General features: G+C 70.7%; 23 protein-coding genes. 14 read left to right on the forward strand and 9 right to left on the reverse strand.

The features are described 5' to 3' along the window. Positions 1 to 149: 149 nt before the first annotated feature. The 5 genes from AC3IPY_RS02535 (at position 150) to AC3IPY_RS02555 (ending at position 6,317) form a co-directional block, all read left to right on the forward strand. The gene (locus AC3IPY_RS02535) at positions 150 to 1,439 is read left to right on the forward strand and encodes an ABC transporter substrate-binding protein (RefSeq protein ID WP_489186447.1); all 1,290 of its coding nucleotides are present in this window, start codon (positions 150 to 152) and stop codon (positions 1,437 to 1,439) included. Further along, positions 1,436 to 2,341, forward strand: coding sequence for a carbohydrate ABC transporter permease (locus AC3IPY_RS02540; protein WP_489186448.1), 906 nt, complete (start codon positions 1,436 to 1,438; stop codon positions 2,339 to 2,341). The genes AC3IPY_RS02535 and AC3IPY_RS02540 overlap by 4 nt, the downstream gene beginning before the upstream one ends. Further along, a complete protein-coding gene (locus AC3IPY_RS02545) occupies positions 2,338 to 3,240 on the forward strand; it encodes a carbohydrate ABC transporter permease (protein WP_489186450.1) in 903 nt (300 codons plus the stop codon). Before AC3IPY_RS02540 ends, AC3IPY_RS02545 begins: the two co-directional genes overlap by 4 nt. Before the next feature lie 132 nt (positions 3,241 to 3,372). Next, the gene (locus AC3IPY_RS02550) at positions 3,373 to 5,403 is read left to right on the forward strand and encodes an alpha-galactosidase (protein ID WP_489186452.1); all 2,031 of its coding nucleotides are present in this window, start codon (positions 3,373 to 3,375) and stop codon (positions 5,401 to 5,403) included. Next, on the forward strand, positions 5,400 to 6,317 hold the full coding sequence (locus AC3IPY_RS02555) for an aldose epimerase family protein (protein ID WP_489186454.1): 918 nt from the start codon (positions 5,400 to 5,402) through the stop codon (positions 6,315 to 6,317). Before AC3IPY_RS02550 ends, AC3IPY_RS02555 begins: the two co-directional genes overlap by 4 nt. A gap of 17 nt (positions 6,318 to 6,334) precedes the next feature. Here AC3IPY_RS02555 and AC3IPY_RS02560 read toward each other — a convergent pair whose 3' ends face one another. Continuing rightward, positions 6,335 to 8,479 carry an NPCBM/NEW2 domain-containing protein gene (locus AC3IPY_RS02560; RefSeq protein WP_489186456.1) on the reverse strand — a complete coding sequence of 715 codons (2,145 nt, stop codon included), beginning with the start codon at positions 8,477 to 8,479 and terminating at the stop codon, positions 6,335 to 6,337. 254 nt (positions 8,480 to 8,733) lie between these two features. Here AC3IPY_RS02560 and AC3IPY_RS02565 point away from each other — a divergent pair, with 254 nt between their 5' ends. The 3 genes from AC3IPY_RS02565 (at position 8,734) to AC3IPY_RS02575 (ending at position 11,502) form a co-directional block, all read left to right on the forward strand. Continuing rightward, positions 8,734 to 9,189 (forward strand): YdeI/OmpD-associated family protein, encoded by a 456-nt coding sequence (locus tag AC3IPY_RS02565; RefSeq protein WP_489186458.1) that lies wholly within the window; start codon positions 8,734 to 8,736, stop codon positions 9,187 to 9,189. Positions 9,190 to 9,264: 75 nt separating this feature from the next. Beyond that, a complete protein-coding gene (locus AC3IPY_RS02570) occupies positions 9,265 to 10,071 on the forward strand; it encodes a siderophore-interacting protein (RefSeq protein WP_489186460.1) in 807 nt (268 codons plus the stop codon). 168 nt (positions 10,072 to 10,239) lie between these two features. Continuing rightward, a complete protein-coding gene (locus AC3IPY_RS02575) occupies positions 10,240 to 11,502 on the forward strand; it encodes an ATP-binding protein (RefSeq protein WP_489186461.1) in 1,263 nt (420 codons plus the stop codon). Between the two features lie 66 nt (positions 11,503 to 11,568). Here AC3IPY_RS02575 and AC3IPY_RS02580 read toward each other — a convergent pair whose 3' ends face one another. From AC3IPY_RS02580 to AC3IPY_RS02590, 3 genes are read right to left on the reverse strand one after another with little or no spacing between them, the layout of a single operon-like run. Next, positions 11,569 to 12,381, reverse strand: coding sequence for a DivIVA domain-containing protein (locus AC3IPY_RS02580; protein ID WP_489186463.1), 813 nt, complete (start codon positions 12,379 to 12,381; stop codon positions 11,569 to 11,571). After that, positions 12,378 to 13,568 carry a globin domain-containing protein gene (locus AC3IPY_RS02585; protein ID WP_489186465.1) on the reverse strand — a complete coding sequence of 397 codons (1,191 nt, stop codon included), beginning with the start codon at positions 13,566 to 13,568 and terminating at the stop codon, positions 12,378 to 12,380. The genes AC3IPY_RS02580 and AC3IPY_RS02585 overlap by 4 nt, the downstream gene beginning before the upstream one ends. Before the next feature lie 5 nt (positions 13,569 to 13,573). Then, on the reverse strand, positions 13,574 to 13,975 hold the full coding sequence (locus AC3IPY_RS02590; protein WP_489186466.1) for a group I truncated hemoglobin: 402 nt from the start codon (positions 13,973 to 13,975) through the stop codon (positions 13,574 to 13,576). Between the two features lie 141 nt (positions 13,976 to 14,116). Between AC3IPY_RS02590 and AC3IPY_RS02595 the strand changes: the two genes are divergently transcribed. Beyond that, complete coding sequence (locus AC3IPY_RS02595; RefSeq protein WP_489186467.1) at positions 14,117 to 14,350, forward strand: hypothetical protein; 234 nt, start codon at positions 14,117 to 14,119, stop codon at positions 14,348 to 14,350. A 67-nt stretch (positions 14,351 to 14,417) separates the two neighbouring features. On the opposite strand, the gene poxB is transcribed toward AC3IPY_RS02595, so the two are convergent. Beyond that, positions 14,418 to 16,151: a ubiquinone-dependent pyruvate dehydrogenase gene (gene poxB / locus AC3IPY_RS02600; protein WP_489186468.1), complete on the reverse strand. Its 1,734-nt coding sequence runs from the start codon at positions 16,149 to 16,151 to the stop codon at positions 14,418 to 14,420. 120 nt (positions 16,152 to 16,271) lie between these two features. Continuing rightward, positions 16,272 to 17,342, reverse strand: a complete 1,071-nt coding sequence (locus tag AC3IPY_RS02605; protein ID WP_489186470.1) for a DNA polymerase IV — start codon at positions 17,340 to 17,342, stop codon at positions 16,272 to 16,274. Positions 17,343 to 17,461: 119 nt separating this feature from the next. On the opposite strand from AC3IPY_RS02605, the gene AC3IPY_RS02610 reads away from it, so the two are divergent. Next, positions 17,462 to 18,142, forward strand: a complete 681-nt coding sequence (locus tag AC3IPY_RS02610) for a ThuA domain-containing protein (RefSeq protein WP_489186471.1) — start codon at positions 17,462 to 17,464, stop codon at positions 18,140 to 18,142. 65 nt (positions 18,143 to 18,207) lie between these two features. Here AC3IPY_RS02610 and AC3IPY_RS02615 read toward each other — a convergent pair whose 3' ends face one another. Then, on the reverse strand, positions 18,208 to 18,540 hold the full coding sequence (locus AC3IPY_RS02615) for a hypothetical protein (RefSeq protein WP_489186472.1): 333 nt from the start codon (positions 18,538 to 18,540) through the stop codon (positions 18,208 to 18,210). Positions 18,541 to 18,563: 23 nt separating this feature from the next. On the opposite strand from AC3IPY_RS02615, the gene AC3IPY_RS02620 reads away from it, so the two are divergent. Next, positions 18,564 to 19,085: a MarR family winged helix-turn-helix transcriptional regulator gene (locus tag AC3IPY_RS02620; protein ID WP_489186473.1), complete on the forward strand. Its 522-nt coding sequence runs from the start codon at positions 18,564 to 18,566 to the stop codon at positions 19,083 to 19,085. A gap of 17 nt (positions 19,086 to 19,102) precedes the next feature. Here AC3IPY_RS02620 and AC3IPY_RS02625 read toward each other — a convergent pair whose 3' ends face one another. Then, positions 19,103 to 19,681: a TetR/AcrR family transcriptional regulator gene (locus AC3IPY_RS02625; protein WP_489186474.1), complete on the reverse strand. Its 579-nt coding sequence runs from the start codon at positions 19,679 to 19,681 to the stop codon at positions 19,103 to 19,105. A gap of 132 nt (positions 19,682 to 19,813) precedes the next feature. Here AC3IPY_RS02625 and AC3IPY_RS02630 point away from each other — a divergent pair, with 132 nt between their 5' ends. From AC3IPY_RS02630 to AC3IPY_RS02640, 3 genes are all read left to right on the forward strand, one after another. Next, on the forward strand, positions 19,814 to 22,399 hold the full coding sequence (locus AC3IPY_RS02630; RefSeq protein ID WP_489186475.1) for an MMPL family transporter: 2,586 nt from the start codon (positions 19,814 to 19,816) through the stop codon (positions 22,397 to 22,399). A gap of 142 nt (positions 22,400 to 22,541) precedes the next feature. Then, positions 22,542 to 24,533, forward strand: a complete 1,992-nt coding sequence (locus AC3IPY_RS02635) for a DEAD/DEAH box helicase (protein WP_489186476.1) — start codon at positions 22,542 to 22,544, stop codon at positions 24,531 to 24,533. A 14-nt stretch (positions 24,534 to 24,547) separates the two neighbouring features. Next, a complete protein-coding gene (locus AC3IPY_RS02640) occupies positions 24,548 to 24,967 on the forward strand; it encodes a ribosomal maturation YjgA family protein (protein ID WP_489186477.1) in 420 nt (139 codons plus the stop codon). Between the two features lie 90 nt (positions 24,968 to 25,057). Here AC3IPY_RS02640 and AC3IPY_RS02645 read toward each other — a convergent pair whose 3' ends face one another. Further along, positions 25,058 to 25,342 carry a Fe-S cluster assembly protein HesB gene (locus tag AC3IPY_RS02645; RefSeq protein ID WP_489186478.1) on the reverse strand — a complete coding sequence of 95 codons (285 nt, stop codon included), beginning with the start codon at positions 25,340 to 25,342 and terminating at the stop codon, positions 25,058 to 25,060. Positions 25,343 to 25,556: the final 214 nt, after the last annotated feature.

Consider the following 25,556-nt stretch of genomic DNA (forward strand, 5'->3'; position numbering starts at 1 on the left):
GATAGACCGCAGAATTCTCTATCGGAGCACCACGTTCGCTGGCGTAGCGTCATCACCAGTCTCGAGGCGGTCTGCACCACGACCGGCTCGGGTCCCCGCCGGCAGGATGCCGACGCACAGCCCGTTCACCCCCAGAATTGGAGTCGAAGATGACCCACACAGCACGACGTCGCCGCATCGCCGCCCTCGGTGTCGCAGTCGCCGCGTCCGCACTCCTGGCCGGATGCGTCTCGACCGGCGGTGCGGCCCCTGCCGCATCGAGCGGCGAGGACGCCGAAGGCTCGCTGATCCTCCAGTCGCGGTTCACCGACGCGGAGAAGGGCGGCATCGAGGAGCTCGTCGACAACTTCAACGCGCTCGACGAGGGCACGGTCGAGCTCAACAGCATCCCGACCGCCACGTTCAACTCCCAGCTGCCGACGTACCTGACGGGTTCGAACCCGCCCGACGTCTACACCTGGTACGCAGGTCAGGCCACGCGCGAGTTCGCCGATCAGGGCCTCCTGCTCGACCTCTCCGATGTGTGGGACGGCATGGAGAACTTCCCGCAGGCACTGCGCACCCTGAGCCAGACCGACGACGGCACCGAGGTGTTCGTGCCGACCGGGTACTACTGGTGGGGCATGTACTACTTCAAGAGCGACTTCGAGAAGCTCGGTGTCACCCCGCCGACGACGTGGGACGAGTACCTCGCGGTCTGCGACAAGATCAAGTCGCAGGGCGTCAACCCGATCACGATGGGGCTGAGCGACAACGCCTGGCTCGCATCGGCCTGGTTCGACTACCTCGACCTGCGCATCAACGGCGGCGACTTCCACCTGGCCCTGCTCTCGGGCGAGGAGTCGTACGACAGCCCCGAGGTGCACGCGGTGTTCGACGCGTTCGCCGAGGTGCTCCCGTACCTGGATCCCGCCGTGCTCGGCACGGCCCAGAACCAGGCCATGAGCGACTTCTCCCAGGGCAAGTCGGCCATGTACCTGCTCGGAGCGTGGGCCCAGCCGTCGGTGCCCGAAGACCGCCAGGACGACCTCGCGTTCTTCCAGTTCCCGATCATCGACCCCTCGGTGCCGATCGCCGAGGAGGCGCCGACCGACGGCTTCATCGCGAGCGTCAAGACGACGAAGCCCGACCTCACCAAGCGGTTCCTCTCGTACGTCGCGACCCCCGAGGCGCAGGCTGCGCTCGTCAAGGGGCAGCAGGGCACCGCGCTGGCCGCGAACCCCGACGCCGAGCAGACCCTGAACGCACTCGCCGCGCAGGGCAAGACGATGCTCGAGTCCGCCGACCAGGTCACCCAGTTCTACAACCGCGACGCGGGTGATGCGCAGCAGGGGCCGGCCGACACCGCGCTGACCCAGTTCATCGCCGACCCGTCGGCCGTCGACTCCATCCTCGCCGAGTGGCAGGCCGCGGCCGAGAAGGTCCGGGCGAATCAGTGACGAGCACCACCGCGACTCGCGGCCGGCGGCGGGTCGGGTTCCCGCCGCCGGTCGTGCTCCTGCTCGTCCTCGTGCCGTTCCTCATCGAGGCGATCGGGGTGTTCTGGCCCGCCTTCCAGGGCATCGGACTGTCGTTCCTGCGTTGGAACGGCATCGCCCCGGCCGAATCGGTGGGCGTGCAGAACTACGTCGACCTGGGCAGCGACCCGATCTTCATCACCGCGCTGAAGAACACGGCGATCTGGATCGTGCTGTTCGGCGGGATCTCGTTCGTCGCGGGCCTCGGCGTCGCGATGCTCTTCCAGTCCGAGCGCCGCGGCGTCGGCGTCTACCGCACGGCGCTGTTCCTGCCGATCGTCTTCTCGCTCGTCGTCACGGCGCTCATCTGGAGCGCGTTCTTCCAGCCGTCGGGGGTCCTGAACACGGCCCTCGGGGGCCTCGGGCTCCAGGACTTGCAGCGCGTCTGGCTCGGCGATCCCGACACCGCCCTCTACGCCGTGATCATCGCCGCGCTCTGGCGTGAGATCGGCTACGTCATGGTGCTCTTCATCGCCGGCCTCAAGGGCATCGACCCGGCGGTGATGGAGGCAGCGCGCGTCGACGGGGCCACCGCCTGGCAGCGCTTCCGGCACATCACCTTCCCGCAGTTGCGCAGCGTGAACCTGGTCGTCCTGAGCGTGCTCGTCATCGACTCGCTGCGGTCGTTCGACATCGTGTGGGCGATGACGCAGGGCGGGCCCTTCCACTCGAGCGAACTGCTCAGCACCTACATGTTCTCGACGGCATTCGAGACCCGCGCCCTCGGCTACGCGTCCGCCATCGCCGTCGTCATCTTCGTGCTCGCCCTCGCGGTGATCATCTCCTACCTGGTGCGAGCGCTCTCGGAGGACAAGGAATCATGACCACGACAACGCTTCCCAGCCTCCGACCGACCGCGCAGACCCCACCGCCGGCGCCTCCCGCGCGACGCCGGAGCGGACGCAAGGCCGCCCGCACCGCCGGCTTCCACAGCCTCTCCGTGCTGATCTCACTCGCCTGGTTCGCGCCGATCCTGCTCATCATCGTCACCTCGTTCCGCACATTCGACGACGTCAGCAAGAACGGCATCGCGAGCGTGCCGCAGAGCTTCACCCTCGAGACCTACCTGCAGGCGTGGAACCAGGGCGGCATGTTCCAGGCTACCGTGAACAGCCTGGTCGTGACCATCCCGACGGTGGTGCTCAGCCTCGCGCTCGCCGCCGCCGTGGCCTTCGGCCTCAGCCGCTACCGCGTCCCGTTCCGCCGCACGATCCTGCTCGTGATGCTCGCGGGCAACCTGCTGCCGGTGCAGATGCTGCTCATCCCGATCACGCGCATCACCCAGCAGATCGGCATCTACGACACGCTGATCGCGCTCATCATCGTGCAGACCGCATTCGGCCTCGGCTTCTACACGTTCGTGCTCTACGGGTTCATGCGAACCGTGCCGCACGAGCTCCAGGAGGCGGCGGTGCTCGACGGCGCCGGACCGATGCGCATCTTCTTCCAGGTGATCCTGCCGCTCACCCGGCCCGCGCTCGCCGCGCTCGGCGCGCTCTCGTTCACCTGGATCTTCAACGACCTGCTCTGGTCGATCACCCTGCTGCAGACCTCGTCGAAGCTGCCCATCACGGCGGCCGTGCTGTCGCTGCAGGGCCAGTACGTCTCGTCGTGGTCGGTGATCGCCGCCGCCACGGTCATCGCCGCGATCCCGTCGGCGATCGTGTTCCTCATCTTCCAGAAGAGTTTCGTCGGCGGACTCGCGCTCGGCGCGGTGAAATAGGGCGGATGACGCAGATGACCACGCCACAGACTCCCGTGCACCTCGCGGCCGGCGGCACGAGCCTCGTCGTCGATCTCGGCGACGAGCGCCTGCCGCGCATCCTGCACTGGGGTGAACCGCTGGGCGACACGGATGCCTCGGAAGCTCGACGCCCTCGCGGTCGCGGCGCTGCCCGCGGTCGGCGACAGCGCCGTCACCTATCCGCAGCCCGTCCCCGTGCTCGCACAGCTCGGAGAGGGGTGGCTCGGCCGCCCCGGACTCGTCGGCGACGAACATGGCCGGCGATGGGCGCCGGTGTTCCGCAGCCGCGCGCACGAACTGATCGACGACCCCGAGGGGCCGTTGCTGCGGGTGCACGCCGTCGACGAGGCGTCCGACCTGGAACTGGATCTCGAACTGCAGGTGCTGCACGGCAGTGGCCTCGTCCGGCAGCGCGCGCACCTCGTGAACCGTGCGCAGCACCCGTTCCGCGTGCAGCGGCTCGAGCTCGCACTGCCCGTTCCCGAAGCCGCCGACGAGGTGCTCGACCTCACCGGGCGCTGGTCGCTCGAGAAGGTTCCCCAGCGCCGTGCCTTCGACGTAGGCGAATGGGTGCGGGCCTCGCGCGGCGGCAAGCCGGGTCTCGAGCACACCATGCTGCTCGTCGCGGGCGTTCGCGGATTCGGCTTCCGGTCGGGTCGGGTCTGGGCCACCCACCTCGCGTGGAGCGGCAACCAGGAACTCGTCGCCGAACGCGTGCCGGCGAACACCAGCCGTCTCGCCGCGAGCGAGTCGCTGCTCGCCGGGGAGGTTGTGCTCGACCGGGGCGTCGCGTACTCGACGCCGTGGCAGTTCGGTTCCTGGGGAGACGGGCTCGACGCGCTCGCCGCCCGCTTCCACCGCCATCTGCGCGCCCGATCGCGGCGACCTGACGTGCCGCGCCCCGTCGTGCTGAACACCTGGGAGGCGGTCTACTTCCGTCACGATCCGGTCGCGCTCGGCGAGCTCGCCGAGCTCGCCGCGTCGATCGGCATCGAACGGTTCGTCGTCGACGACGGCTGGTTCACCGGCCGTCGAGACGACACGAGCTCCCTCGGCGACTGGGACGTCGATCCAGGGGTCTGGCCCGAGGGGCTCGGCCCGTTGGCCCGACGCGTGCACGACCTGGGCATGGAGTTCGGCCTGTGGTTCGAGCCCGAGATGGTGAACCCCGACTCCGAGCTCGCCCGCGCCCACCCCGAGTGGCTGTTCGACGCGGGTCATGGCCCCGGATTGCCGTCGCGGTACCAGCACGTGCTCGACCTCGGCCACCCCGACGCCTACGATCATGTGCTCGAGCGGATGTCGCGACTCATCGGCGAACTCGGCGTGGACGCCGTGAAGTGGGACCACAACCGGTACCTGCTCGACGCCGGTCATACGCCCGACGGCCGCCCCGGGGTGCGTGCGCAGACGCTCGCGGCATACCGCATGATGGCGGAGCTGCGTCGCCGGCACCCCGATCTCGAGATCGAGTCGTGCGCGAGCGGCGGCGGCCGCATCGACCTGGGCGTGCTCGAGTACTGCGCCAGGGTGTGGCCGAGCGATACGAACGACCCGCACGAGCGGCTCGAGATCCAGCGTTGGACCGGGCTTCTCGTCCCGCCCGAGATGCAGGGCACCCACATCGGCGCAGAGGAATCACACACCACCCGCCGCTCGCACCCGCTCGACTATCGTGCAGAGAAAGCGTTGTGGGGCAACCTCGGCGTCGAGGTGAACCTGCTCGAGGCGGGCGAGTCCGAGCGCGCCGCGCTCGCAGGCTGGGTGGACTTCCACAAACGCCACCGCGAACTCCTGCATGCCGGCGTCGTCGTGCACGCCGACCCCGCCGAACCGGCACTGCGACTCGAGGGCGTCGTCGCCGCCGACTCGACCGAGGCGCTCTATGCGATCAGCCTCGTCGAACGCCCGCGCACCTGGCCTCCGGGGCGTGTCGGACTTCCGGGCCTCGACGACGATCGTCGCTACGAGGTTCGGGCCGTCTTCCCCGGGTCGCCGGCACCGGCGGGTGTCGTGCAGCCGCCATGGCTGGCCCACGGCGTGCGCATGAGCGGCCGGATGCTGCGAGTCGTCGGCCTCGAGGCGCCGACGCTCGACGTCGACCGGTCGATGCTGCTGCGGGTGGTGGCCGCGTCGGCATGATCACGCTCGCCGCCGGGCGCGGAGGGCATGTCGTCGAAGCGGTCGTGTCGCCGGTCGGCGCGTCGGTGCGCCGTCTCGTGGTCGACGGGATCGAACTCGTGCGCAACACGCTCGATGAGGTTCCTCCGCTCTCGGCGGGCGTGATCCTCGCGCCGTGGCCGAACCGCGTCGCCGACGCCCGGTGGGTCCACGAGGGTGCGACCGAGCAGCTGGCGGTGACCGAACCGGGCCTCGGGCATGCGCTGCACGGACTGCTCGCCGAGCGTGCCTACTCGGTCGCGGCCCGCGACGCGTCGACGGTCGTGCTGGCAGCGACCGTCGAACCCGCGCCCGGGTATCCGTTCCGGCTCGACACGAGCGTGGCCTACACGCTGACCGCCTCGGGCATCCGTGCGATCCACCGCATCGCCAACCGCGGCCAGCGCCCAGCGCCGGTCGCCCTCGGCGCGCACCCTTACCTGCGGCTCGGCGACCGCGCGGTCGGCGACCTCGTCTTCACGACGACGGCACGTCGGGCGCTTCAACTGGATGCCCGCCACATCCCGATCGGATCCTTCCCGGTCGAGGGCACCGCGTTCGACCTGCGGTCGGGACGCCGCGTGCGCGACCTGCCATGGCACGCCGCATACACCGACCTGCAGCAGCATCCGTCGCAGGGCCACCGCCACCGGCTGACCGACCCCGTCACCGGCCAGGCGGTCGTGGTCGAGGCGGGACGCGACTTCGCCTGGCTCCAGACCTTCGTCACCGAGGAGTTCCCCGGCACCGCCGCCGACGGTCTCGCCGTGGCCGTGGAGCCCATGACGGCACCACCGGATGCGCTGAACAGCGGCGAGGGACTGCGCTGGCTGGGACCCGGCGACATGTGGGAAGCCCGCTGGGGAATCCGGTTCGAGGATTCCCCAGCGGGCTGAGGCGATGCGCTACGCCGTCACGCGCAGGTGATCGTGGGTGCGGCCCAGTCGGCGCGATCGTTGTACCCGCCGTCACCGCCGTCGCCGACGTGCAGCACGAGTTCGCGCACGCCCGAGACGTCGACGTCGAACTCGGCGGCCGTGCCCCGCGAGACCACCCCGGTCTCCCAGAGGGTCACGCCGTCGCCGATGAGCTGGAACGTCGCCGTGCCGCCGTCGGGGCCGACGCCGTCCACGACGTCGTCGATGCCGGCGAGCCCCGTGAGTGCGGTGCAGGCCCCGCCGAGGTAGTAGCGGATGTCGGACGGGCTCGCCACGCCGATGCCCGTCTCATACGTCGTTCCCGCGACCCGGATGGGGTTGCCGCCGCCGACGCTCTCGTCGATGGCCGGCTCCATCCAGCCGCTCGTGCCCTCGACCCACGTGTGGTGGGACAGCGGCAGGCCTGGCCCGCTCGGCGGAGCGGGGGCGACGGTCGTGGCGAGCGGCGCCGAGGTCACGGTCACCTTCTTCGAGGACAGCTTCAGCGGGTAGAACGTCGCCGTCGCGGTCGCCTCATAGCGTTCGGCGCCTGCCGCGGCGGGCACGGTGATCGTGAACCGCGCCTCGTCCGACCGGCCGGCCGCGACGAGCGCGGGCGTTCGCCCGCTCGCTGCGACGGTCCATCCGTCCGGCACGTCCAGCCGCAGCTTGGGCAGGAGCACGGGCGTCGTGCCGTCATTGCGCAGGGCCACCGTCGCCTGCAGCGTCGAGCCGCCCGCGACGAGCAGCGAGCCCGTCGGGGTGACCGTCTCGCCGTCGACCGCGGTGACCGTCGGCGCGCCCACGATGAGCCGCGGCACCTCTGGCAGGCCGTGCGCGCGCTCCACGCGGAGCAGCGTCGTGCCGTGCGCCGGGACGACGGCACGGAGCGTGCCCTTGGACTCGGTGACCGCGTCGGTCCAGGCATCCTTCATCTCGAAGCGCGCTCCGGTCAGGCCCACGGCCTTCGCCGTGGTCGATACCTCGGCGGGCGCCGCGCTGCGATTGAGGAGGGCCACGGCGACCGACCCGTCGGCGAGCGGCTTGGCCCAGGTCTCGGCGGTGCCGGCGTCGCCGATGCGAGTGGCCTGCTTGCCGAGGGGATCCTGGTTGATCGCCAGGACATCGGGGTCGAGCAGCGCCGCCAGCGAAGCCTCGCTGAGCGTGCGCGGGTCGCTCGCGATGACGAGCGGCGCGGCCGCCACCGCCCAGAGCGACATCTGCGTGCGGAACTCCTCGTCGCTCATGCCGAGCTCCGGGCCGAGATAGTCGGGGTCGTTCCAGTGCCCGGGGCCGGCGGCCTCCGGATGGCGCGCGTTCGCGTCGTAGTTGCGCAGCACGTCGGAGTACTTCATCATGCCGACGAAGCCGCTGTCGGTGTACGTACGCCAGGACTCGGCGATCCCGGGCGCATAGCTCCAGGAGTGCGTGGACTGCTGATCCTCGGGATAGTGGCCCCAGTCGGGCGAGGTGACCGGGTTGCACAGGTTGAAGTTGATCGGTCGATCGCTGCTGTTGTTGCGCAGCGCCTCGGCGAACTCCGTGTACACCGTCTCGGGGTCGAGGCCCGCGGTGATCCCGCACAGGAAGTCGACCTTGACCGCGTCGTACCCCCAGGCGGCGAAGGTGTCGGCGTCGGTCTGGTAATAGCCGTGGCTGCCGAGACCGCAACTGCCCGGGATGTAGGGCCCAGCGTCGGTGTAGATGCCCGCCCGGAGTCCCTTCGCATGGATCGCGTCGGCGAGACCGTCCATGCCGTCGGGGAACCGCTCCGTGTCGACGGCGAGGATGCCGTCCTCACCGCGGGGCACGTCGGCCTGCCAGCCACCGTCGAGCCACACGATGTCGTAGCCTGCATCGGCGAGGCCGGACGACACCAGGAAGTCGGCGACCTCGAGCACCGAGTCGGCGGAGAAGTCGCCGCCGAGCCCGTAGTAGGTGTTCCAACCCTGGTACGGCGTGGGGCTCAGCGAGGGGTCTCCGACCGACATCGGGGCCGCAGCCCCCATCGCCGATGACGGTGCGGATGCGACGGGCAGGGCCGTCGCCGGTGCGGCAACCGCTGCGGTCGCGGGTGCCGTCACCGCCCCTATGGAGACGAGGACCGCGATGGTCGCGGTCGAGATTCGTCGTGGATACATTCCAGCTCCTGACTTCATCGTCGGTTGTACGCGTCGGGTCGCGAATGGACGTTCCCCATCCGAGCAGGGGGAGCATCGGTCCGGAATGCACAGGAGACCGCACTATCTGGACGATCCGCGGACCGTCCGGCGGCGGTCGCGCGGTCGAATCAGGTCCTCGTCTATGCTCGTGGCGACGATCGGCGACCCGCATGGCGCACGCATTCGGTGCGGCCCACGAGAGCGGTCGCTGCGACGGCCGAGGAGGTGGATCGATGACGCAGTTCCGGGCGGTCGTGGAGCCGCACGAGAAGATGAAGGGCCTCGAGGTGCCCGCGGCGGCGGTCGACGAACTCGGCGGGGGCAGGCGCCCGCGGGTGACCGTCACCGTCAACGGGTATTCGTGGGAGACACGGGTCGCGATCATGCTCGGCCGCAACCTCATCGGCCTGAGCAGCGCCAACCGTGCTGCCGCCGGGCTCGTGGTCGGCGAGGAGGTCGCCGTGCAGCTCGAGCTCGCGGCGGAGCCGGTCGATGTCGACGTGCCCGACGACGTCGCCGCCGCGCTGGAGGTCGATCCTGCGGTGCGCGCCAGCTTCGACGCCCTCACGATCAGCCAGCGTCGACAGCACATGCGGGTCATCGACCAGGCCAAGACGCAGCCGACGCGGCAGCGCCGCATCGAGAAGCTCGTCGACGACCTGCGTGGGGCGGAAACCGCGTCGGCGTGACTTCAGCCGCCGAGCCCGCCGACCGATTCTCCGTCGGCGCGCCGCCCGCCCGCCCCGGCGTGATCTGATGGGAGCATGCCCACCACTCGTCTCGCCGTGACCGGCGCCACCTGGATCACGCCGAGCCTCCGCAGGCTCCACCTGCACAGCGACGACCTCTCGGCGTTCGCCGGCAGCGCATTCACCGATCGCTACCTCAAGCTCGTCTTCCCCAAGCCGGGCGTCGTCTACCCCGAGCAGATCGACGTGCGGGAGCTGCGCGCCACGATGCCCGCCGAAGACCTCCCGGTGGTGCGCACGTACACGGCGCTGCATCCGGATGTCGCGGCGGGCACGCTCGACATCGATTTCGTCGTGCATGGCGACGAGGGGGTCGCGGGCCCATGGGCGGCGAAGGCTCAGGCCGGCGACATCCTGCTCGCGAACGGGCCCGGAGGAGCGTACCGGCCGCATGCCGACGCCGACTGGCACCTGCTCGCCGGCGACGAGTCGGCGGTGCCCGCCATCGCGGCGGCACTCGAGGTGCTGCCCGCCGATGCCGTGGCAAGGGTCGTCGTGCTCGTCGAGTCCGCCGCGCACGAACCGGGGCTCGCCCTGCCGAGCGGGGCATCCGTCGTGTTCCTGCACCGAGACGGCGGCACCGGCGAGGGCCTGCTCGCCGAGGCCGTGCGCGCCGTCGACTGGCTCGACGGCCGAGCGCACGCGTTCGTGCACGGCGAGGCCGAGGAGGTCATGCGCGGCGTGCGGCCGTACCTGCGCACCGAGCGCGGTCTCGGTCGCGATCAGCTCTCGATCTCGGGGTACTGGCGTCGGGGCCGCACCGAGGAGTCGTTCCGCGAGTGGAAGGCCGACTTCGCGCTCGCCGAGGGCGACGCGGGCTGACATCTGGCACGAACGCGGTGATGCGTTCCTGCTCGAGAATTCAGCTTCGCGTACCTCGAGAATTCAAGTACGGATGGTGCGTAAATTCAATTCCGATTGGCTCGCAAATTCAATTACAGCCGCCTCGAAAATTCAATACCAGCAAGCGATGAGCGCTAGAATCAGACGATGACCGCATCGCGTGAAACCATCATCCGGCGAGCTGCTGCCATTGCACGCGATCGAATGGATGAAGAGCCGGTTCTTCTCCTCGAAGGGCCCCGCAGCGTGGGCAAGTCCACAATGCTTCGCGCGATCGCACGTGATGCTGGAACTGCGGTCGTCGATCTGGATGACCTGGCGACTCGCGATGCGGTCGCGTCCGACCCGGCGCTGTTCATGTCCGGGAGTTCGCCGGTGTTGGTGGATGAATATCAGAAAGCACCGTTGGTCCTGGACGCGATCAAAGCCGAGCTGAACATGCGCACGGAACCGGGTCGGTTCGTTCTCGCGGGATCGACCCGGTATGAGACCCTGCCCGAGGCCGCCCAATCACTCACGGGCCGGCTCAGCCGTGTGCAGATCCAACCCTTCACGCAAGCCGAGATCGACGGCACTCAGAACGACTTCCTGGCCAAGTTGTTCCATGATCCATCAGGCCTGATCGCGCCCCGTCTGTCCACGACGAGCCGGGGCGAGTACATCCATCGGATTGTTCGCGGAGGATTTCCGCTCGCGCTCGACCGACCGACCGAGGCTTCCCGTGGGCGCTGGTTCGACGACTACATCCGGCTGTCACTGGAACGCGACGCCAAGGATGTCAGCAAGCTTCGGCAGTCGGCGGCCTTGCCCCGGCTGCTGCAGCGACTTGCGGGTCAGACGGCGCAGGTTCTCAATGCCGCCGAGGCCACAACGGATACGGGATTGACTTCTGCAACGATCGAGGGGTACATACGAGTCCTGGAAGCCCTGTTCCTGGTTCACCGCCTCGACGCGTGGGGAACCACCCTGACGGCGCGGTCCGGCAGTAAGCCGAAGGTTCATGTCGTCGACTCGGGGGTTGCGGCGCACTTGCTCCGGCTGAACTCGGAACGCCTGGCTCAACGCGACGCGAGCGCACTGACAGAGTTCGGGCATCTGCTGGAGAGCTTCGTCGTCGGCGAGCTCGGGCGACAAGCTTCGTGGTCCGACGAGATCGCTGGAGTCGGGCATTGGCGAACCTATGACGGCGATGAAGTCGACTTCATCGCGGAACAACGCGATGGATCCGTCGTCGGCATCGAAGTGAAGGCCGGTCGTCGCGTCGCGGGCGCCGAGCTTGCACCGATGCGCAGCCTTCGAGATCGCTTGGGAAGCCGGTTCAGAGCCGGTGTCGCCCTGTACCTGGGCGAACGTTCGTACACGTACGACGACCGCCTCCACGTCATGCCAGTCGATCGCCTCTGGACCTGAGCGACCGCGACACCAGAGGCCGCGACGGCTCGGCGGGGCGTCGCCGCCCTGCCGAGCCGTCGGTGTTCACGGGGTCACTGGACTGACGTACGTCTGCCGCTGGATCGTCGGCTGCGGCGGTATCGCCGGCAGCCAGTCCGGTTCCTCCTCGGGCTCCTCGTCCGCTTGGGCGACCGCGTGCACAGCGGGCTCGGGAGCCTCGGGCTGGGGCAGCGTGCCGAGTCGATCGACCTGCTCGGTGAGCGCGTCGAGCACCGAGCGCAACTGGATCTGGGCGACCTGCGCGTAGGTGCGCACGTACTCGATCTCGGGCATCGACGGCAGCGTGATGCTGCCGGTGGCCGTACTGGGCTCGGCGGAGGCGGCCCCGGCGGAACCGGAGGCGGCCCCGGCGGCCCCGGCGGCCCCGGCACCGGCCGCGCCGGCGGCCTCGGCCGTGCGCTCCTGCGCCTCGCGATACTGCGTGCGCGCCGTGAGCACGAGATCGCGCGCGTACGCCTCGGCGTCGGCGACCGCCTTGTCGGCGATCATCTGCGCCTGCGAGAGCAGGCCGACCGCGCCGAGCGTGACCTCGTGCTCGAGGTCGGCGTTGTCCGAGCTCTTGAGCTTCGTGTTCTCGGCTCGAAGCGCCGCCAGTTCCCGACGGTTCTCGTCGAGCGCTGCGCGCACGTCGTCGAGCGCTGCGCGAACCTCGTCGACGGTCTTCGCCAGGTCGGCCACGAACGTGTCGACCTCGGAGCGGTCGTAGCCGCCGAGCGGCCGCGAGGCGAAGCTCACGGCGCCCCGCTCCGGCAGGTGCGAGACGGCCGCCACGAGCCCGCCTTCGGGCGCTGGAGGTTGAGGGATCGGGAGTTCGTCTTCGTCGTCCCAAGTGGTCATCGGGCACTTCCCATCGGTTCTTCCACGAGCGGCGACGGCTGCGGGTCGCGCAGCCCGTCCTCATCGAGTGTGGCGAACAGTTCGAAACGGATGTCGGGCGACGGCACACCGAGCTCGCGCAGCCGGGAGGCGGTGTGGCGCACCATGGACGGCGACCCGCAGATCATCGCGAGGGCGCCGGGGGAGACGCCGGCCTCGACGGCCGCGTCGCTCACCAGGCCCTTGAGACCCGGGTAGCTGGGGTCGTCGGACACGACCGGCGTGTAGCTGAACCAGGGGCGGCCGGCGAGGCTCTGCATCAGACGGTGCTCGTACAGGTTCCACGGAACGCGGGCGCCGTGGAAGAGGTGCACGCGCGGGGCGTCCCCGGTCGCCTGCCACTGCAGGTCGAGGCGTTCCAGGTGCGACCGGAGCGGGGCCAGGCCCGTTCCGCCGGCGATCATGACGAGATCGCGCTCGCGGTCCGCCTCGGCGAGGGTCAGCTCCTGACCGACCGCGGCGCCCAGGCGCAGCACGTCGCCGACCTTCAGTCGCCGCACGATGGCGCTCGAGACCTGTCCGCCGGCCACGAGCTGCACGTGGAACTCGATCGTGCCGTCGGCGCGGGGCGCGTTGGCGGGGCTGTAGTACCGCCACATGCGCGGTGCGTACGGCGTCTCGACCGCGAACGACTGCCCCGGCTCGAACGCGAGGTCGGGCTCGGGGCGCACATGCACGATCGCGATGTCCATGCTGCGGCGCTCGACTCCGATGACCTGCCCGGCCCACGACGACGGGCTGCTCAGCTCGGACTCCTCGGCGGCCTGCACCATCGCGGTCGCGATCACGCCGTATGCGGCGGCCCAGTCCGCCGCGAGCTCGGGGGTCCAGAGCTCGCCGAGGAAGTGCTTCAACGTGGTGAGCAGCGAGAGGCCGACCGCGTCGTAGTGCTCGGCGATGACCTCGAACCGGCGGTGGTCGCGGCCGAGCTGCTGGATGAACGCGGTGACCTCGTCGAGCTGGTCGACGTTGGACACGATGCGCCCGAGGGCGCCGACGAGCCGGTCTCGCTGGGTGGCCATCGCGACCGGGAACATCGCCCGGAGTTCGGGGTGCGTGTAGAAGAGGTGCGAGTAGAAGAAGAGCGGCACCTCGTCGCCGAGCGTCTCGGCCAGCGACCAGGTGTGCTTCAGCGCGGCGGTGTCCACGCCTTTCAGGCCTGGGCCGCGGGGACCTCGACGATGTCGGGCTGGGTCGCGGCGACCGCGCCCACGGTGCGGTCGATGATCTCGGACGGGACCCCGGCCTCGGTGAGCGCGGCGATCAGGTGCCCGGCGACGGCGCCGAACTGCTCGGCCGTGATGCCCATGCCGGCGTGCGCCGCACGCAGCTCGCGTCCTTCGTAGGCGACCGGGCCGCCCATGACCTGCGAGACCAGCGCGACCTGGTGCCGCTTGAGCCGAACCATCTCGGTGCCCTCGAAGTGCCCGGCCAGCAGGTCGTCGCCGAGCACGAGTTCGTAGAACCGGTTGACGACGGCGGTCACGGCCGGTGCGCCGCCGACGGCCGCGTAGTCGCTCTGGGCTGGTTCGGTCTGCAGGTCGAGGGAGGTCATGTCGGGTTCGTCCATTCAATAGGGGGGTTTGGGACTCCCCTTTCCTAGCAGACCCCAAACGATCAGATCAAAGAATTCGCCCGATTCGGTGCCTCCCCGGGCCCATCGGCCGGCGCTCGGCGGTGCGGGTAGGCTGGCGGGGTGGAACCCGGCATGATCTTCGCCCTTGCATGGGCCACGCTCGCGCTCGTCGTCGGGGTCGTGCTCGTCGTGAGACGCCGCTGGCTCGCCGACACCATCACGGCCGAGCGCCAAGCCTCCGTGGCGCGCGCCGCATCCCGTGGCCCGAGTGCGAACGTCTTCCTCATCATCGGCCTGGTCTTCGTCGCGATGGGCCTGTTCATCGTCGTGTGGTGGGCCTCGGCCGCCTTCTGACCCGTCCGGCGACGGCGATCGACCGAGGTTGCGCGCGGTGTCGGCCGCTCGCGCGGAAGCTTCGGCGTCACCCGAAGATGCGCCGCCACACGTTCGTGTCGGCGAGGTCGAGCAGTTCGTCGCCGCGGCCCGACATCACGGTGCGCAGCGCGTAGAGCGTGAAGCCCTTCACCTGCTCCGCGGTGATCGACGGCGGGATCGAGAGCTCCTGGCGCGCCACGACGACGTCGACGAGGGCGGCGCCCGGCTCGGCGAAGGCGCGGGCGAGCGCGGCCTCGAGGTCGGCGCCGTGCTCCACGCGGATGCCGGTGATCCCGACGGATTCGGCCACCTCGGCGAAGTTCGGGTTCACGAGCTCGGTGCCGAAGTTCACGATGCCGGCGGCCTTCATCTCGACCTCGACGAAGTTCAGCGAGGAGTTGTTGAACACGACGATCTTGATCGGCAGGTCGTTCTGGCGGATGGAGAGCAGGTCGCCCATGAGCATCGACAGCCCGCCGTCGCCGGCGAGGGCGATCACCTGTCGCCCGGGGGCGGCACCCTGTGCGCCGAGCGCGTGCGGCATCGCGTTGGCCATGGAGCCGTGCGTGAACGATCCGATGAGGCGCCGGCCCCGCGACATCCGCAGGTATCGAGCGGTCCACACGACCGGTGACCCGACGTCGGCGGTGAAGATCGCGTCGTCGTCGGCGAGCCGGTCGATGAGGCGCGCGAGGTACTCGGGATGGATGGGTTGCTTGCCGTCGTCGTCCGCGAGCCCGTCGAGCTCGCGCCTGGTCTTCTCGTAGTGCTTCAGGCTCGACTCGAGGTGCTTGCCGCTGCGGTCGCCGGCGATGAGCGGAAGCAGCGCCGAGGCCGTCTCGCGAACGTTGCCGACGAGCCCGACGTCGACGGGCGTGCGGCGCCCGAGCTGCTCGCCGCGCAGGTCGACCTGCACGATCTTCGCCTTCGACGGGTAGAACTGCCGGTACGGAAAATCGCTGCCGAGGATGAGCAGCGCATCGCACTTCTCCATCGCCCGGTACCCCGACGCGAAGCCGAGCAGCCCGGTCATGCCGACGTCGTAGGGGTTGTCGTACTCGATGTGCTCCTTGCCGCGGAACGCGTGCACGATCGGGGCCTGCAGCCGTTCGGCGAGGGCGACGACCTCGTCGTGCGCGCCGGCCACTCCGGCTCCCGCGAGGATCGTGACGGATGCCGCGGAGTTCAGCACGCCCGCGGCCTCGGTCAGTTCGTCGGGGGAGGGCAGCACGCGCGGCCGGGTGGCGCGGATGGGCGCGCTCGGCCGGCGCGCAGGCGCATCGCGGAAGAACACGTCGCCCGGCACGACGACCACGGCCACGCCCTGCTTCTCGACCGCGGTGCGCATCGCGGTCTCGAGCACCCATGGCAACTGCGACGGGTCGCCGACGAGCTCGCAGTAGACGCTGCACTCGCGGAACAGCTCCTGCGGGTGCGTCTCCTGGAAGTACCCGCTGCCGATCTCGGACGACGGGATGTGCGAGGCGATCGCGAGCACGGGCACCCGGCTGCGCTGCGCGTCGAAGAGGCCGTTGATGAAGTGCAGGTTGCCGGGGCCGCAGCTGCCGGCGACGACCGCGAGCTCTCCGGTCACGGCCGCATCCGCTGCGGCGGCGAACGCGGCGGTCTCCTCGTGCCTGGCATGCAGCCAGCGGATGCCGCCATCACGGCGCAGTGCGTCGGTGAAGGCGTTGAGCGAGTCGCCCGGCAGGCCCCAGATGCGGCTCACCCCCGCCCGCTTCAGCGTCTGCACGAACAGTTCGGCGATCGTCTGCGACATCCTGCGTCCTTCCCCGGGGACTCCGGCGCCGGACGACGCCGCGCCTCCACCGTACGCTCGGCCGCGGCATCCTGCCCGGGCTTGAGAACGACGGTCGGATGTGAGAGGCCGGCCGGGCCCTCACCAGCCGCTGCGCGTCGGCGTGTGGCCGTCGCGGGCGTCGTCGGGCATCGGCATCTCGGCGCGCAGGCCGAGCAGCCGGATCGGCCGGCCGGGTTCGATGCGGTCCACGGCGAACCGCTGCACCTGGGCCAGCACCTCCTCGCGGTCCGCCGTCTCGGGGATCTTGCGGCTGAACGTCTTCGTCAGGAACGGCGCATACCGCACCTTCAGCGTCAGCCGCATCACGGGCCGGCCCTCTGCCGCGATGTCGTCGAGCACGGCCTCGGCGAGCGTCCGCAGCGCGGCCTCGACATCGGCGGGCTCGGAGAGGTCCTGCTGGTAGGTCGTCTCCCGGCTGTGGCCGCGGGCGACCCACTCGGTGTCGTCGACGACCCGGGCGCCCTCGCCGCGCCCGAGCTCGCGATACCAGGGCCCCATGCGCGCACCGAACTCCGCGATGAGCGGCTCGAGCTCGGCCTCGGCCAGTTCGGCGACCATCGTGATGCCGAGGGCCTTCAGCCGCTTCGAGATCTTGGAGCCCACGCCCCACAGTTCGACCGTCGGCCGGTGCCCCATGACCTCGAGCCAGTTCCCGGCCGTGAGCCGGAACACGCCCTGCGGCTTGCCGAACCCGGTGGCGACCTTGGCCCGCACGAGCGTGTCGCCGATGCCAACGCTGCAGTGCAGCCGCGTGCGCTCGAGCACCGCGCGTCGCACCGACTCGGCGTAGGCCTCTGGGTCGTCGGTGTCGACGCCGAGGAACGCCTCGTCCCAGCCGAGCACCTGCACGGTCGCGCCGGGCTGCTCGCGCAGCGTCGCCATGACCACGGCGGACGCCTCGGTGTACGCCTCGTGGTCCACCGGGAGGATCACCGCGGTCGGCGCCTTGCGTGCGGCGATGCGCAGCGGCATGCCCGATCCGACGCCGAACTCGCGCGCCTCGTACGATGCGGTCGACACCACCGCCCGCTCGGTCGGGTCGCCCCGCCCGCCCACGATCACCGGCAGCCCGGCCAGCTCCGGGCGCCGCAGCACCTCGACCGCCGCGATGAACTGGTCGAGGTCGACGTGCAGCACCCACGCTCCCACCCCTCAAGTCTGCCGTGCGGGGCCCGGAGTGCAGGAGTATCTTCGGCGGTGTGCGGTCGAACGCCGCCGAGGGGGTTCGCCATGGACGATCCGCAGCAGCGCCGACCCGGAGGCCGCTCATGACCGAGGCCGTCATCCTCAGCGGCGGCGGGCGCTACGCCGACCCGTGGCATCCGTTCGCCGAGACGAGTGCCGCGCTCGCCGCCTTCGTGCGCGAGGCTGGGTTCAGCGTCGAGGTCTCCGATGACCCGGATGCCGCGCTCGCGGCCCTCGACGACGCGGTGCGCCTCATCGTGGTGAACGCGGGCGACCCGCAGTCCACGCCGCCCGAAGACGAGGCCGTGGTGGCGGCGGCCGCGGAGGCGCTCGACCGGGCGCTGGACCGCGGCGTCGGCGTGCTCGCGATGCATGCGGCCGCGGCGAGCCTGCGCGACTACCCGTCGTACGAGCATGCGCTCGGCGCGCGCTGGGTGCGCGTCGAGTCGTGGCATCCGCCGTTCGGCGAGGCGCAGGCGCATCTCGTCGGCAACCATCTCATTCGCGAGGGCCTCGACGACTTCACCGTGCACGACGAGCGCTACTCGGGGCTGCGGCTGCTCGGCACGATCGAGCCGATCGCCGAGCACGAGGTGGAGGGCACGCGGCATCCGCTCGTCTGGGCGCGCGAGCTCGGCCGCTCGCGTCTCGTGTACGACGCGCTGGGGCACGCCGCCAGGTCGTACGAGTCGGAGGGGCACCGGGCGCTGCTCGGGCGGGCGCTCGCCTGGCTCGCCGCGGCGACCGAGCCCGTCTCTTCGTAGCGGCGGGCTGCCCTCGAGCGGATGCCGCGCGCTGACGCGCCGGTTCGGGTGACGGATGTCGCGCGCTACGCGCCCGTGCCTGAGCCGGGGCCGGCGCCCGTGCCGCTCGGGCAGTGCACCTGCGTGCGCTCGCCGGAGCGGTCGATGCGGTGCCCGGCCATGGACTGCCCGCAGAGCGGACAGCGGGGGTCGGCCGGCGGAACGTACGGCGCCTCCGGTCGGCCGATGCCGACCTGGGCCGGACCAGTGAAGTTGTAGATCAGCGCGTTGAAGCGGTTGTAGAAGCCCGGCTTGCCGAGGAACGGGTTGAGCCGGGTGGGCGTGCGCGGGGTTCGCGGCGGGGCCGTCTCGCTCGCGGGATCGGGTGTGGTCGCGGCATCCGCTTCTCTTCGTGCCATAACCGTTAGTATACTAACGAATTGTGACGAACCGCACGGATGTCCCTGAACTCGAATTCGCCGATCGCGTCGACGATGCCGACGCCGCCGACCCGCTCGCGCTCGAACGCCAGCTCTGCTTCGCGCTCGCGGTCGCGTCGCGGCTCGTGATCGGCGTCTACAAGCCGATCCTCGAGCCGATGGGGCTGACGCATCCGCAGTACCTCGTGATGCTCGCACTCTGGGAGCGGGAGCCGCTCGCGCTCGGCGAGGTCGCGCGCCTCGTGCGCCTCGAGCCCGCGACGCTCTCGCCGCTCGTGAAGCGCCTCGAGGCGGCCGGCTACGTGACGCGCGAACGCTCGAGCCACGACGAGCGCCAGCTCGCCCTGCGACTCACGCCCGAGGGGCGGCGCCTGCGCGAGCGGGCCGAGCACGTGCCCGAGCAGGTCGTCGCCGCGCTCGGCGTCGAGGTCGACGACCTCGTGCACCTGCACAGTGAGCTCTCGGCGCTCATCGGGCGCATCTCGCCCGGTGCCGACGTCGTCGCCGACTCCGACCGCGGCTGAGTCCGGCGCCGCGCCCGTCAGGCGGACGGGGCGCCGAGCACGGCGTCGACGAGTCTGGTCGCGGCCGCGGCATCCGACGGCGTGCGGCTCAGTGCCCGCAGCACGACGGCGCCGACGAACGCGTCGCCGAGTTCGTCGAGCGGGCGGTCGGGTGAGAGCTGTCCGGCGGCGACGGCCGACTCGAAGCGGGCGCGGAGGAGTTGGTTCGCGCCCAGCTGCTCCGACAGGCGAGCGCCGACGCTCGGGTGGTCGCCCGCCGCCGCGATGAGCGAGTGCACCATCGAGTCGCCGCCCTCGCGATCGACGAAGCCCAGGATGCCGCGGAGCCAGGTCGTGAGGTCGGCCCGCAGGTCGCCCGTGTCCGACGGGCTGAACCCCTCACGGAACAGTCGCCCCTCGAGCAGGCAGTCGGCCACGAGGGCGCCCTTCGACGGCCACCAGCGGTAGATCGTCTGCTTGCCGACGTGCGCCTCGGCCGCGATGCCCTCCATGGTGAGGTGGTCGTAGCCGCGCTCCTGGAAGAGCCTCGCCGTGGCGTCGAGGATCGCGATCCGCGCGGCTTCGCTGCGGACCGGACCACGTCGATGCTCGGACACCTGCACATGCTACTCAACCGCGCATCGCGCAGGTGTCGCCGCGTTCACGCTTCTCCCAGCAAGACGAGACGGTGCGTCTCGTATACTCGCACGGGTCGATCGGCACCTTCGATCGCGGGCGAGAGGATTCACGTGGCTGAGCTGCTGTACCGACTGGGCAAGTTCTCGGCGCGACGGGCGTGGGTGGTCATCGCCGCCTGGACCGTCGTGCTGGCGATCGCGGTCGGCGGATTCCTCGTGGGGTTCAAGGGTCTGACGACGAGCTTCGACGTGCCGAACACCGCGTCGGGCGACGTCATCGCCGAGCTCGAGGAGCAGATGCCGCAGTACAGCGGCGGCGCCGGCACCGTGGTCTTCACCACGAACGACGGATCGGCCCTCACCGACGAGCAGCAGTCCGAGATCAGCGCGCTCATCGCCGACCGCAGCGACCTCGTCGACGTCGAGGACGTGATCGACCCCTTCGACGCGCAGCAGCAGCTGGCCGACCAGCAGCAGCAATTGGCCGACGGTCGCACGCAGCTCGCCGACGGCGCCACGCAGCTCGACGACGGGCAGGCGCAGCTCGACGCCGGAACCGCGCAGCTCGACGCGGGCCAGGCCCAGCTCGACGACGCTCAGGCGCAGCTCGACGCCGGTCGCGAGCAGCTCGTCGCCGCGGGCATGCCGACCGATGAGCTCGACGCCCAGCAGGCGCAGCTCGATGCGCAGCGGGCCCAGATCGACGCGCAGCGCGAGGCGCTCGCGAGCGAGCAGGCCAAGCTCGACGACGGCCGCGACGAGCTCGCGGCCAACACCGAGCAGGTCGAACTCGGCTCCGACCTGCTCGGGTACGCCGACGGCATCCGCCTCGTCTCCGAGGACGGCTCCACCGCGATCGCGAACGTCTCGTTCACGGTGCCGCGCCTCGAGCTCTCCGAGGACGCGAAGCAGTCGGTCATCGACCACTTCTCGGACGAGCCCGTCGAGGGCGTCTCGGTCTCGTTCTCGACCGACATCTCGCAGGGCGTCCCGCAGATCTTCGGCGTCGGGGAGGCGGTCGGCCTCGTCATCGCGGCGATCGTGCTGCTCGTGATGCTCGGCTCGATCATCGCGGCATCCCTCCCGCTCGTCACCGCGATCTTCGGCGTCGCGGTCGGCATCCTCGGCTCGCTCGCGTTCTCGGGCGTCGTCGACATGGCCTCGGTCACGCCCATGCTCGCGGTCATGCTCGGCCTCGCGGTCGGCATCGACTACTCGCTCTTCGTCGTGAACCGGCACCGCAAGCAGCTGCTGCAGGGTGCCGAGGTCGTCGAGTCGATCGGGCTCGCGAACGGCACGTCGGGCAACGCGGTCGTCTTCGCCGGCACGACCGTCATCGTCGCGCTCGTGGCCCTGAACGTCACCGGCATCCCGTTCCTCGGCCTCATGGGCACGGTCGGCGCGGTCGCCGTGGCCGTCGCCGTGCTCATCTCCACCACGCTCACGCCCGCGCTGCTCGGCCTGCTCGGCATGCGCATCCTCCGGCGCAAGGTGCGCGCCCACCTCGGCGAGGGCAACCGGCACGAGCCGCCCGTCGTCAAGGCCATGCCCACCTGGCGCGCGGTGCTCACGGGCGTCGTCGCGATCGTCGCGCTGCTCGTCGTCGCGATCCCGGCGCTCTCGATGCGCGTCGGCCTGCCCGACGGCTCGAGCGAGCCGCACGGATCCGCCGCCTACGAGGCGTTCACGGTCACCGAGCAGCAGTTCGGTGCCGGCGCGAACAGCCCGCTCCTCGTCACGGCCGAACTGCCAGAGGGCACGACCGACGACGACGTGCTGGCGTTGCAGGTCGACGTCGCCTCGACGCTCGCCGCGCAGAGCGACGTCGTCTCGGTCGCCGCGGTCGACGTCTCAGACGACGACTCGCTCGCCGTGTTCCAGGTGATCCCGGCCGAGGGGCCGAACGCCGCCTCGACCGAGGAACTCGTGCGCGACCTGCGCGCGCTTCCGCCGGTGAACGGCGACATCGCGCTCGGCGTCGCGGGCCAGGCGGCCATCAACATCGACATCTCCGAGGGTCTCTCCGACGTGCTGCCGCTCTACCTCGCGGTCGTGGTCGGCATCTCGCTGCTCATCATGATCCTGGTGTTCCGCTCGATCCTCGTGCCGGTCATCGCCACCGGCGGATTCATCCTGTCGCTGTTCGCGACCTACGGCGCGATCGTCGCGGTGTTCCAGTGGGGCTGGTTCGCAGGGCCGCTCGGCATCAGCACCGGGCCGATCCTGAGCTTCCTGCCCGTGATCCTCGTGGGCATCCTGTTCGGCCTCGCGATGGACTACCAGCTGTTCCTCGCGACCGGCATGCGCGAGGCGTACGTTCACGGCTCGCCCGCGCGCCTCGCCGTGGCGCAGGGCCTGCGTGCCGGCCGCTCGGTCGTCGTCGCGGCCGGACTCATCATGGTCTCGGTCTTCGGCGGGTTCATCTTCTCGGAGTCCACGATGATCCGCTCGGTCGGCTTCGGCCTGGCCTTCGGCGTGCTCATCGACGCGTTCGTCGTGCGCATGCTCCTGATGCCGGCGATCATGCACCTGCTCGGCCGCTCGGCCTGGTGGATCCCGAAATGGCTGGACCGCATCATGCCCGACGTCGACGTCGAGGGCGCCGCACTCGAGCGTCGCCACCACCTCGTCACCGCCGACGACGAAGCGGATGCCTCGGGGCCGGCGATCGTCGTCACCGGATCGCCGACGCACTGACCCCGCGGCATCCGTCGCTCCGCGACATCCGCCCGCCCACGCTGGTCGAGGAGCGACGCTGCGCTAGCGGCATCCGCTCGCGCGTCGCGACGCGTACAGCGGGCACCCGGACGCCTCACAGGCGACAGGACTAGGCTGAAATGTGACTTCCGGCGAAAACCCCGTCGTGGCCGAGGCTCCCGTAGAGCCCGCCGCGATCAGCTTCGCCGACCTCGGACTCGACGGCGCCGTGCTCAAGGCCCTCTCCGATGTCGGCTACGAAACCCCCTCGGCCATCCAGGCCGCCACCATCCCGACCCTGCTCGCGGGGCGCGACGTCGTGGGCCTGGCCCAGACCGGCACCGGCAAGACGGCCGCCTTCGCGCTCCCGATCCTCGCGCGCCTCGACGAATCCCAGAAGAGCCCGCAGGCGCTCGTGCTCGCCCCCACGCGCGAGCTCGCCCTGCAGGTCTGCGAGGCCTTCGAGAAGTACGCCTCGCGCATGCGCGGCGTGCACATCCTGCCCGTCTACGGCGGCCAGGGCTACGGCGTGCAGCTCTCGGCCCTGCGCCGCGGCGTGCACATCGTCGTCGGCACGCCCGGTCGCATCATGGACCACCTCGACAAGGGCACCCTCGACCTCTCGCAGCTCAAGTACCTCGTGCTCGACGAGGCCGACGAGATGCTCAAGATGGGCTTCGCCGAAGACGTCGAGACCATCCTCGCCGACACCCCCGACGACAAGCAGGTCGCCCTGTTCTCGGCCACGATGCCGAGCGCGATCCGCCGCATCTCGAAGCAGTACCTGAACGACCCCGAAGAGATCACGGTCAAGACCAAGACCACGACCTCCGCGACCATCACGCAGCGCTACCTCGTGGTCTCGCACCAGCAGAAGATCGACGCCCTGACGCGCATCCTCGAGGTCGAGAACTTCGAGGGCATGATCATCTTCGTGCGCACGAAGAGCGTCACCGAGGAGCTCGCCGAGAAGCTCCGCGCCCGCGGGTACTCGGCCGCAGCCATCAACGGCGACATCGCCCAGGCCCAGCGCGAGCGCACGGTCAACCAGCTGAAGTCGGGCAAGCTCGACATCCTGGTGGCGACGGATGTCGCGGCCCGTGGTCTCGACGTCGAGCGCATCAGCCACGTGGTGAACTACGACATCCCGACCGACACCGAGTCGTACGTGCACCGCATCGGCCGCACCGGCCGCGCCGGCCGCACGGGCGACGCGATCAGCTTCGCGACCCCGCGCGAGCGCCGCCTCATCTCGGCGATCGAGAAGGCCACCCGCCAGCAGCTCACGCAGATGCAGCTGCCGAGCGTCGAAGACGTCAACGTCACGCGCCTCTCGCGCTTCGACGACCGCATCACCGCGGCCCTCGAGCAGACCGAGCGCATCGCGGGCTTCCGCGACATCATCGGCCACTACATGAAGCACCACGACGTGCCCGAGGTCGACGTGGCCGCCGCGCTCGCCGTGGTCTCGCAGGGCGAGTCGCCGTTGCTGCTCGACCCCGCGGCGGAGCGCCCCGCTCCCCGCGAGTGGAAGGAGCGCGACGACCGTGCAGGCGGCTCGCGCGGCGACCGCGATCGCGGCGACCGCGACGGCGGCTCCCGCGGCGGCCGGTACGACCGCGACGACCGTGACGGCGGCGACCGCCGTGGCCGTGGCGGCCCGCGCCTCGCGACCTACCGCATCGCCGTGGGGCGTCGCCACAAGGTGGAGCCCCGCCAGATCGTCGGCGCCCTCGCCAACGAGGGCGGCCTGCGTCGCGAAGACTTCGGCGCGATCCAGATCCGCCCCGACTTCTCGCTCGTCGAGCTCCCGGCCGACCTGCCCCGTGAGACCCTCGAGCGCCTCGACGGCACGCGCATCAGCGGCCGTCTCATCGAGCTGCGGCCCGACCGCGGCGCCCCGTCGCGCGGCGACCGCGGCGACCGCGGCAGCGGCAACCGGTACGACCGGGGCGGCGACCGCCCGGCGAAGCGCTACGACCGCGACGACCGCCCTGCGCGCTCGTACGACGACCGCCCCGCCCGCGCGAACGACGCGGGCGGCGAGGGCGGCTCCGGCAGCGCTTCCGACGATGACGGCGGCGCCGACGCGCCGGCCCGCAAGCCTCGTCACAAGCCCGGCCGCGACGACTGAGCCGGCCTGGCCCGATGCGCGTCCGCTGCGCGATCGCGGCCGTCGTCGTGCTGCTCGCAGGCCTCGGCCTGCAGCTGCTCGAGCGCACGGTCGCGATCGACCTCGCCGGCAGTGCGCTGTACGCGTGCCTCGTCGGCCTGATCGTCGCCATCATCCGGCCGCGCCTGTCGAGCCCCGTCATCGCGGTGATCGGCTTCGGCGTCTCCTCGGCGATCGAGCTGCTGCAGCTGACGGGCATCCCAGCGCTCATCGTGGCGGCCGCGCCGCCGATGCGCCTCGTCTTCGGCAGCTCGTTCGATCCGCTCGACCTCCTCGGCTACGCCGTCGGCGCGGTGCTGCTGTTCGGCGTGCATGCGGCCGCGCGACGATCCGCGAGCCGGGCGGCCCGCGACACGGCGCATCCGGCCGAGCCCTCGGGCGACCCGGCGACCTGACCCGTCAGGCGGCGCCGGCCATGAGCTGACACGACGGATGCCGCGGAGCGTCGACCCCGCGGCATCCGCCGTTCACCTGCTTCTCGAGCGTCAGCCCTGCAGGCCGATCTCGAACGACACGCGGCCGTCGTCGGCGACCTTCGCGTCGAGCGTCTTGTCGGTGAGGGCGATCGCCGCCGCCTCGCCGAGGTAGACGCGGGCGCCGTCCTGCTCGACGACGGAATCGGTCGGATCGGGCGTCGGCACGACCGCGACGGCGAACTCCGTCGCCGCGGTGTCCTGCGCGTTGATGCGCAGCCCGGACCCTTCGGGGGCGCCGTTGCGGGAGACGATCTCCTTCACGACGGCGCTGGCGTTCTCGGTCAGTGTGAGCATGTGCTCCTCCTCTGCGATCACGAATGTCCCACCATTCCGAACGCTGCGAGGCCTCGCAACCCCTTGCATCGGGCGAGCGGATGTCCCAGACTGGGCGCCCCTCGAAGGTTTCGACTCGGTCACACTCCGTCTTCATGCGCCGTTCAGATTCGCGTGTTCGGCTAGGTTGAGCGCGACGCCCGACGTCGCGCGTCACCGCCGAACGATGGGATCT

This window comes from Agromyces sp. GL_144 (assembly GCF_057834305.1).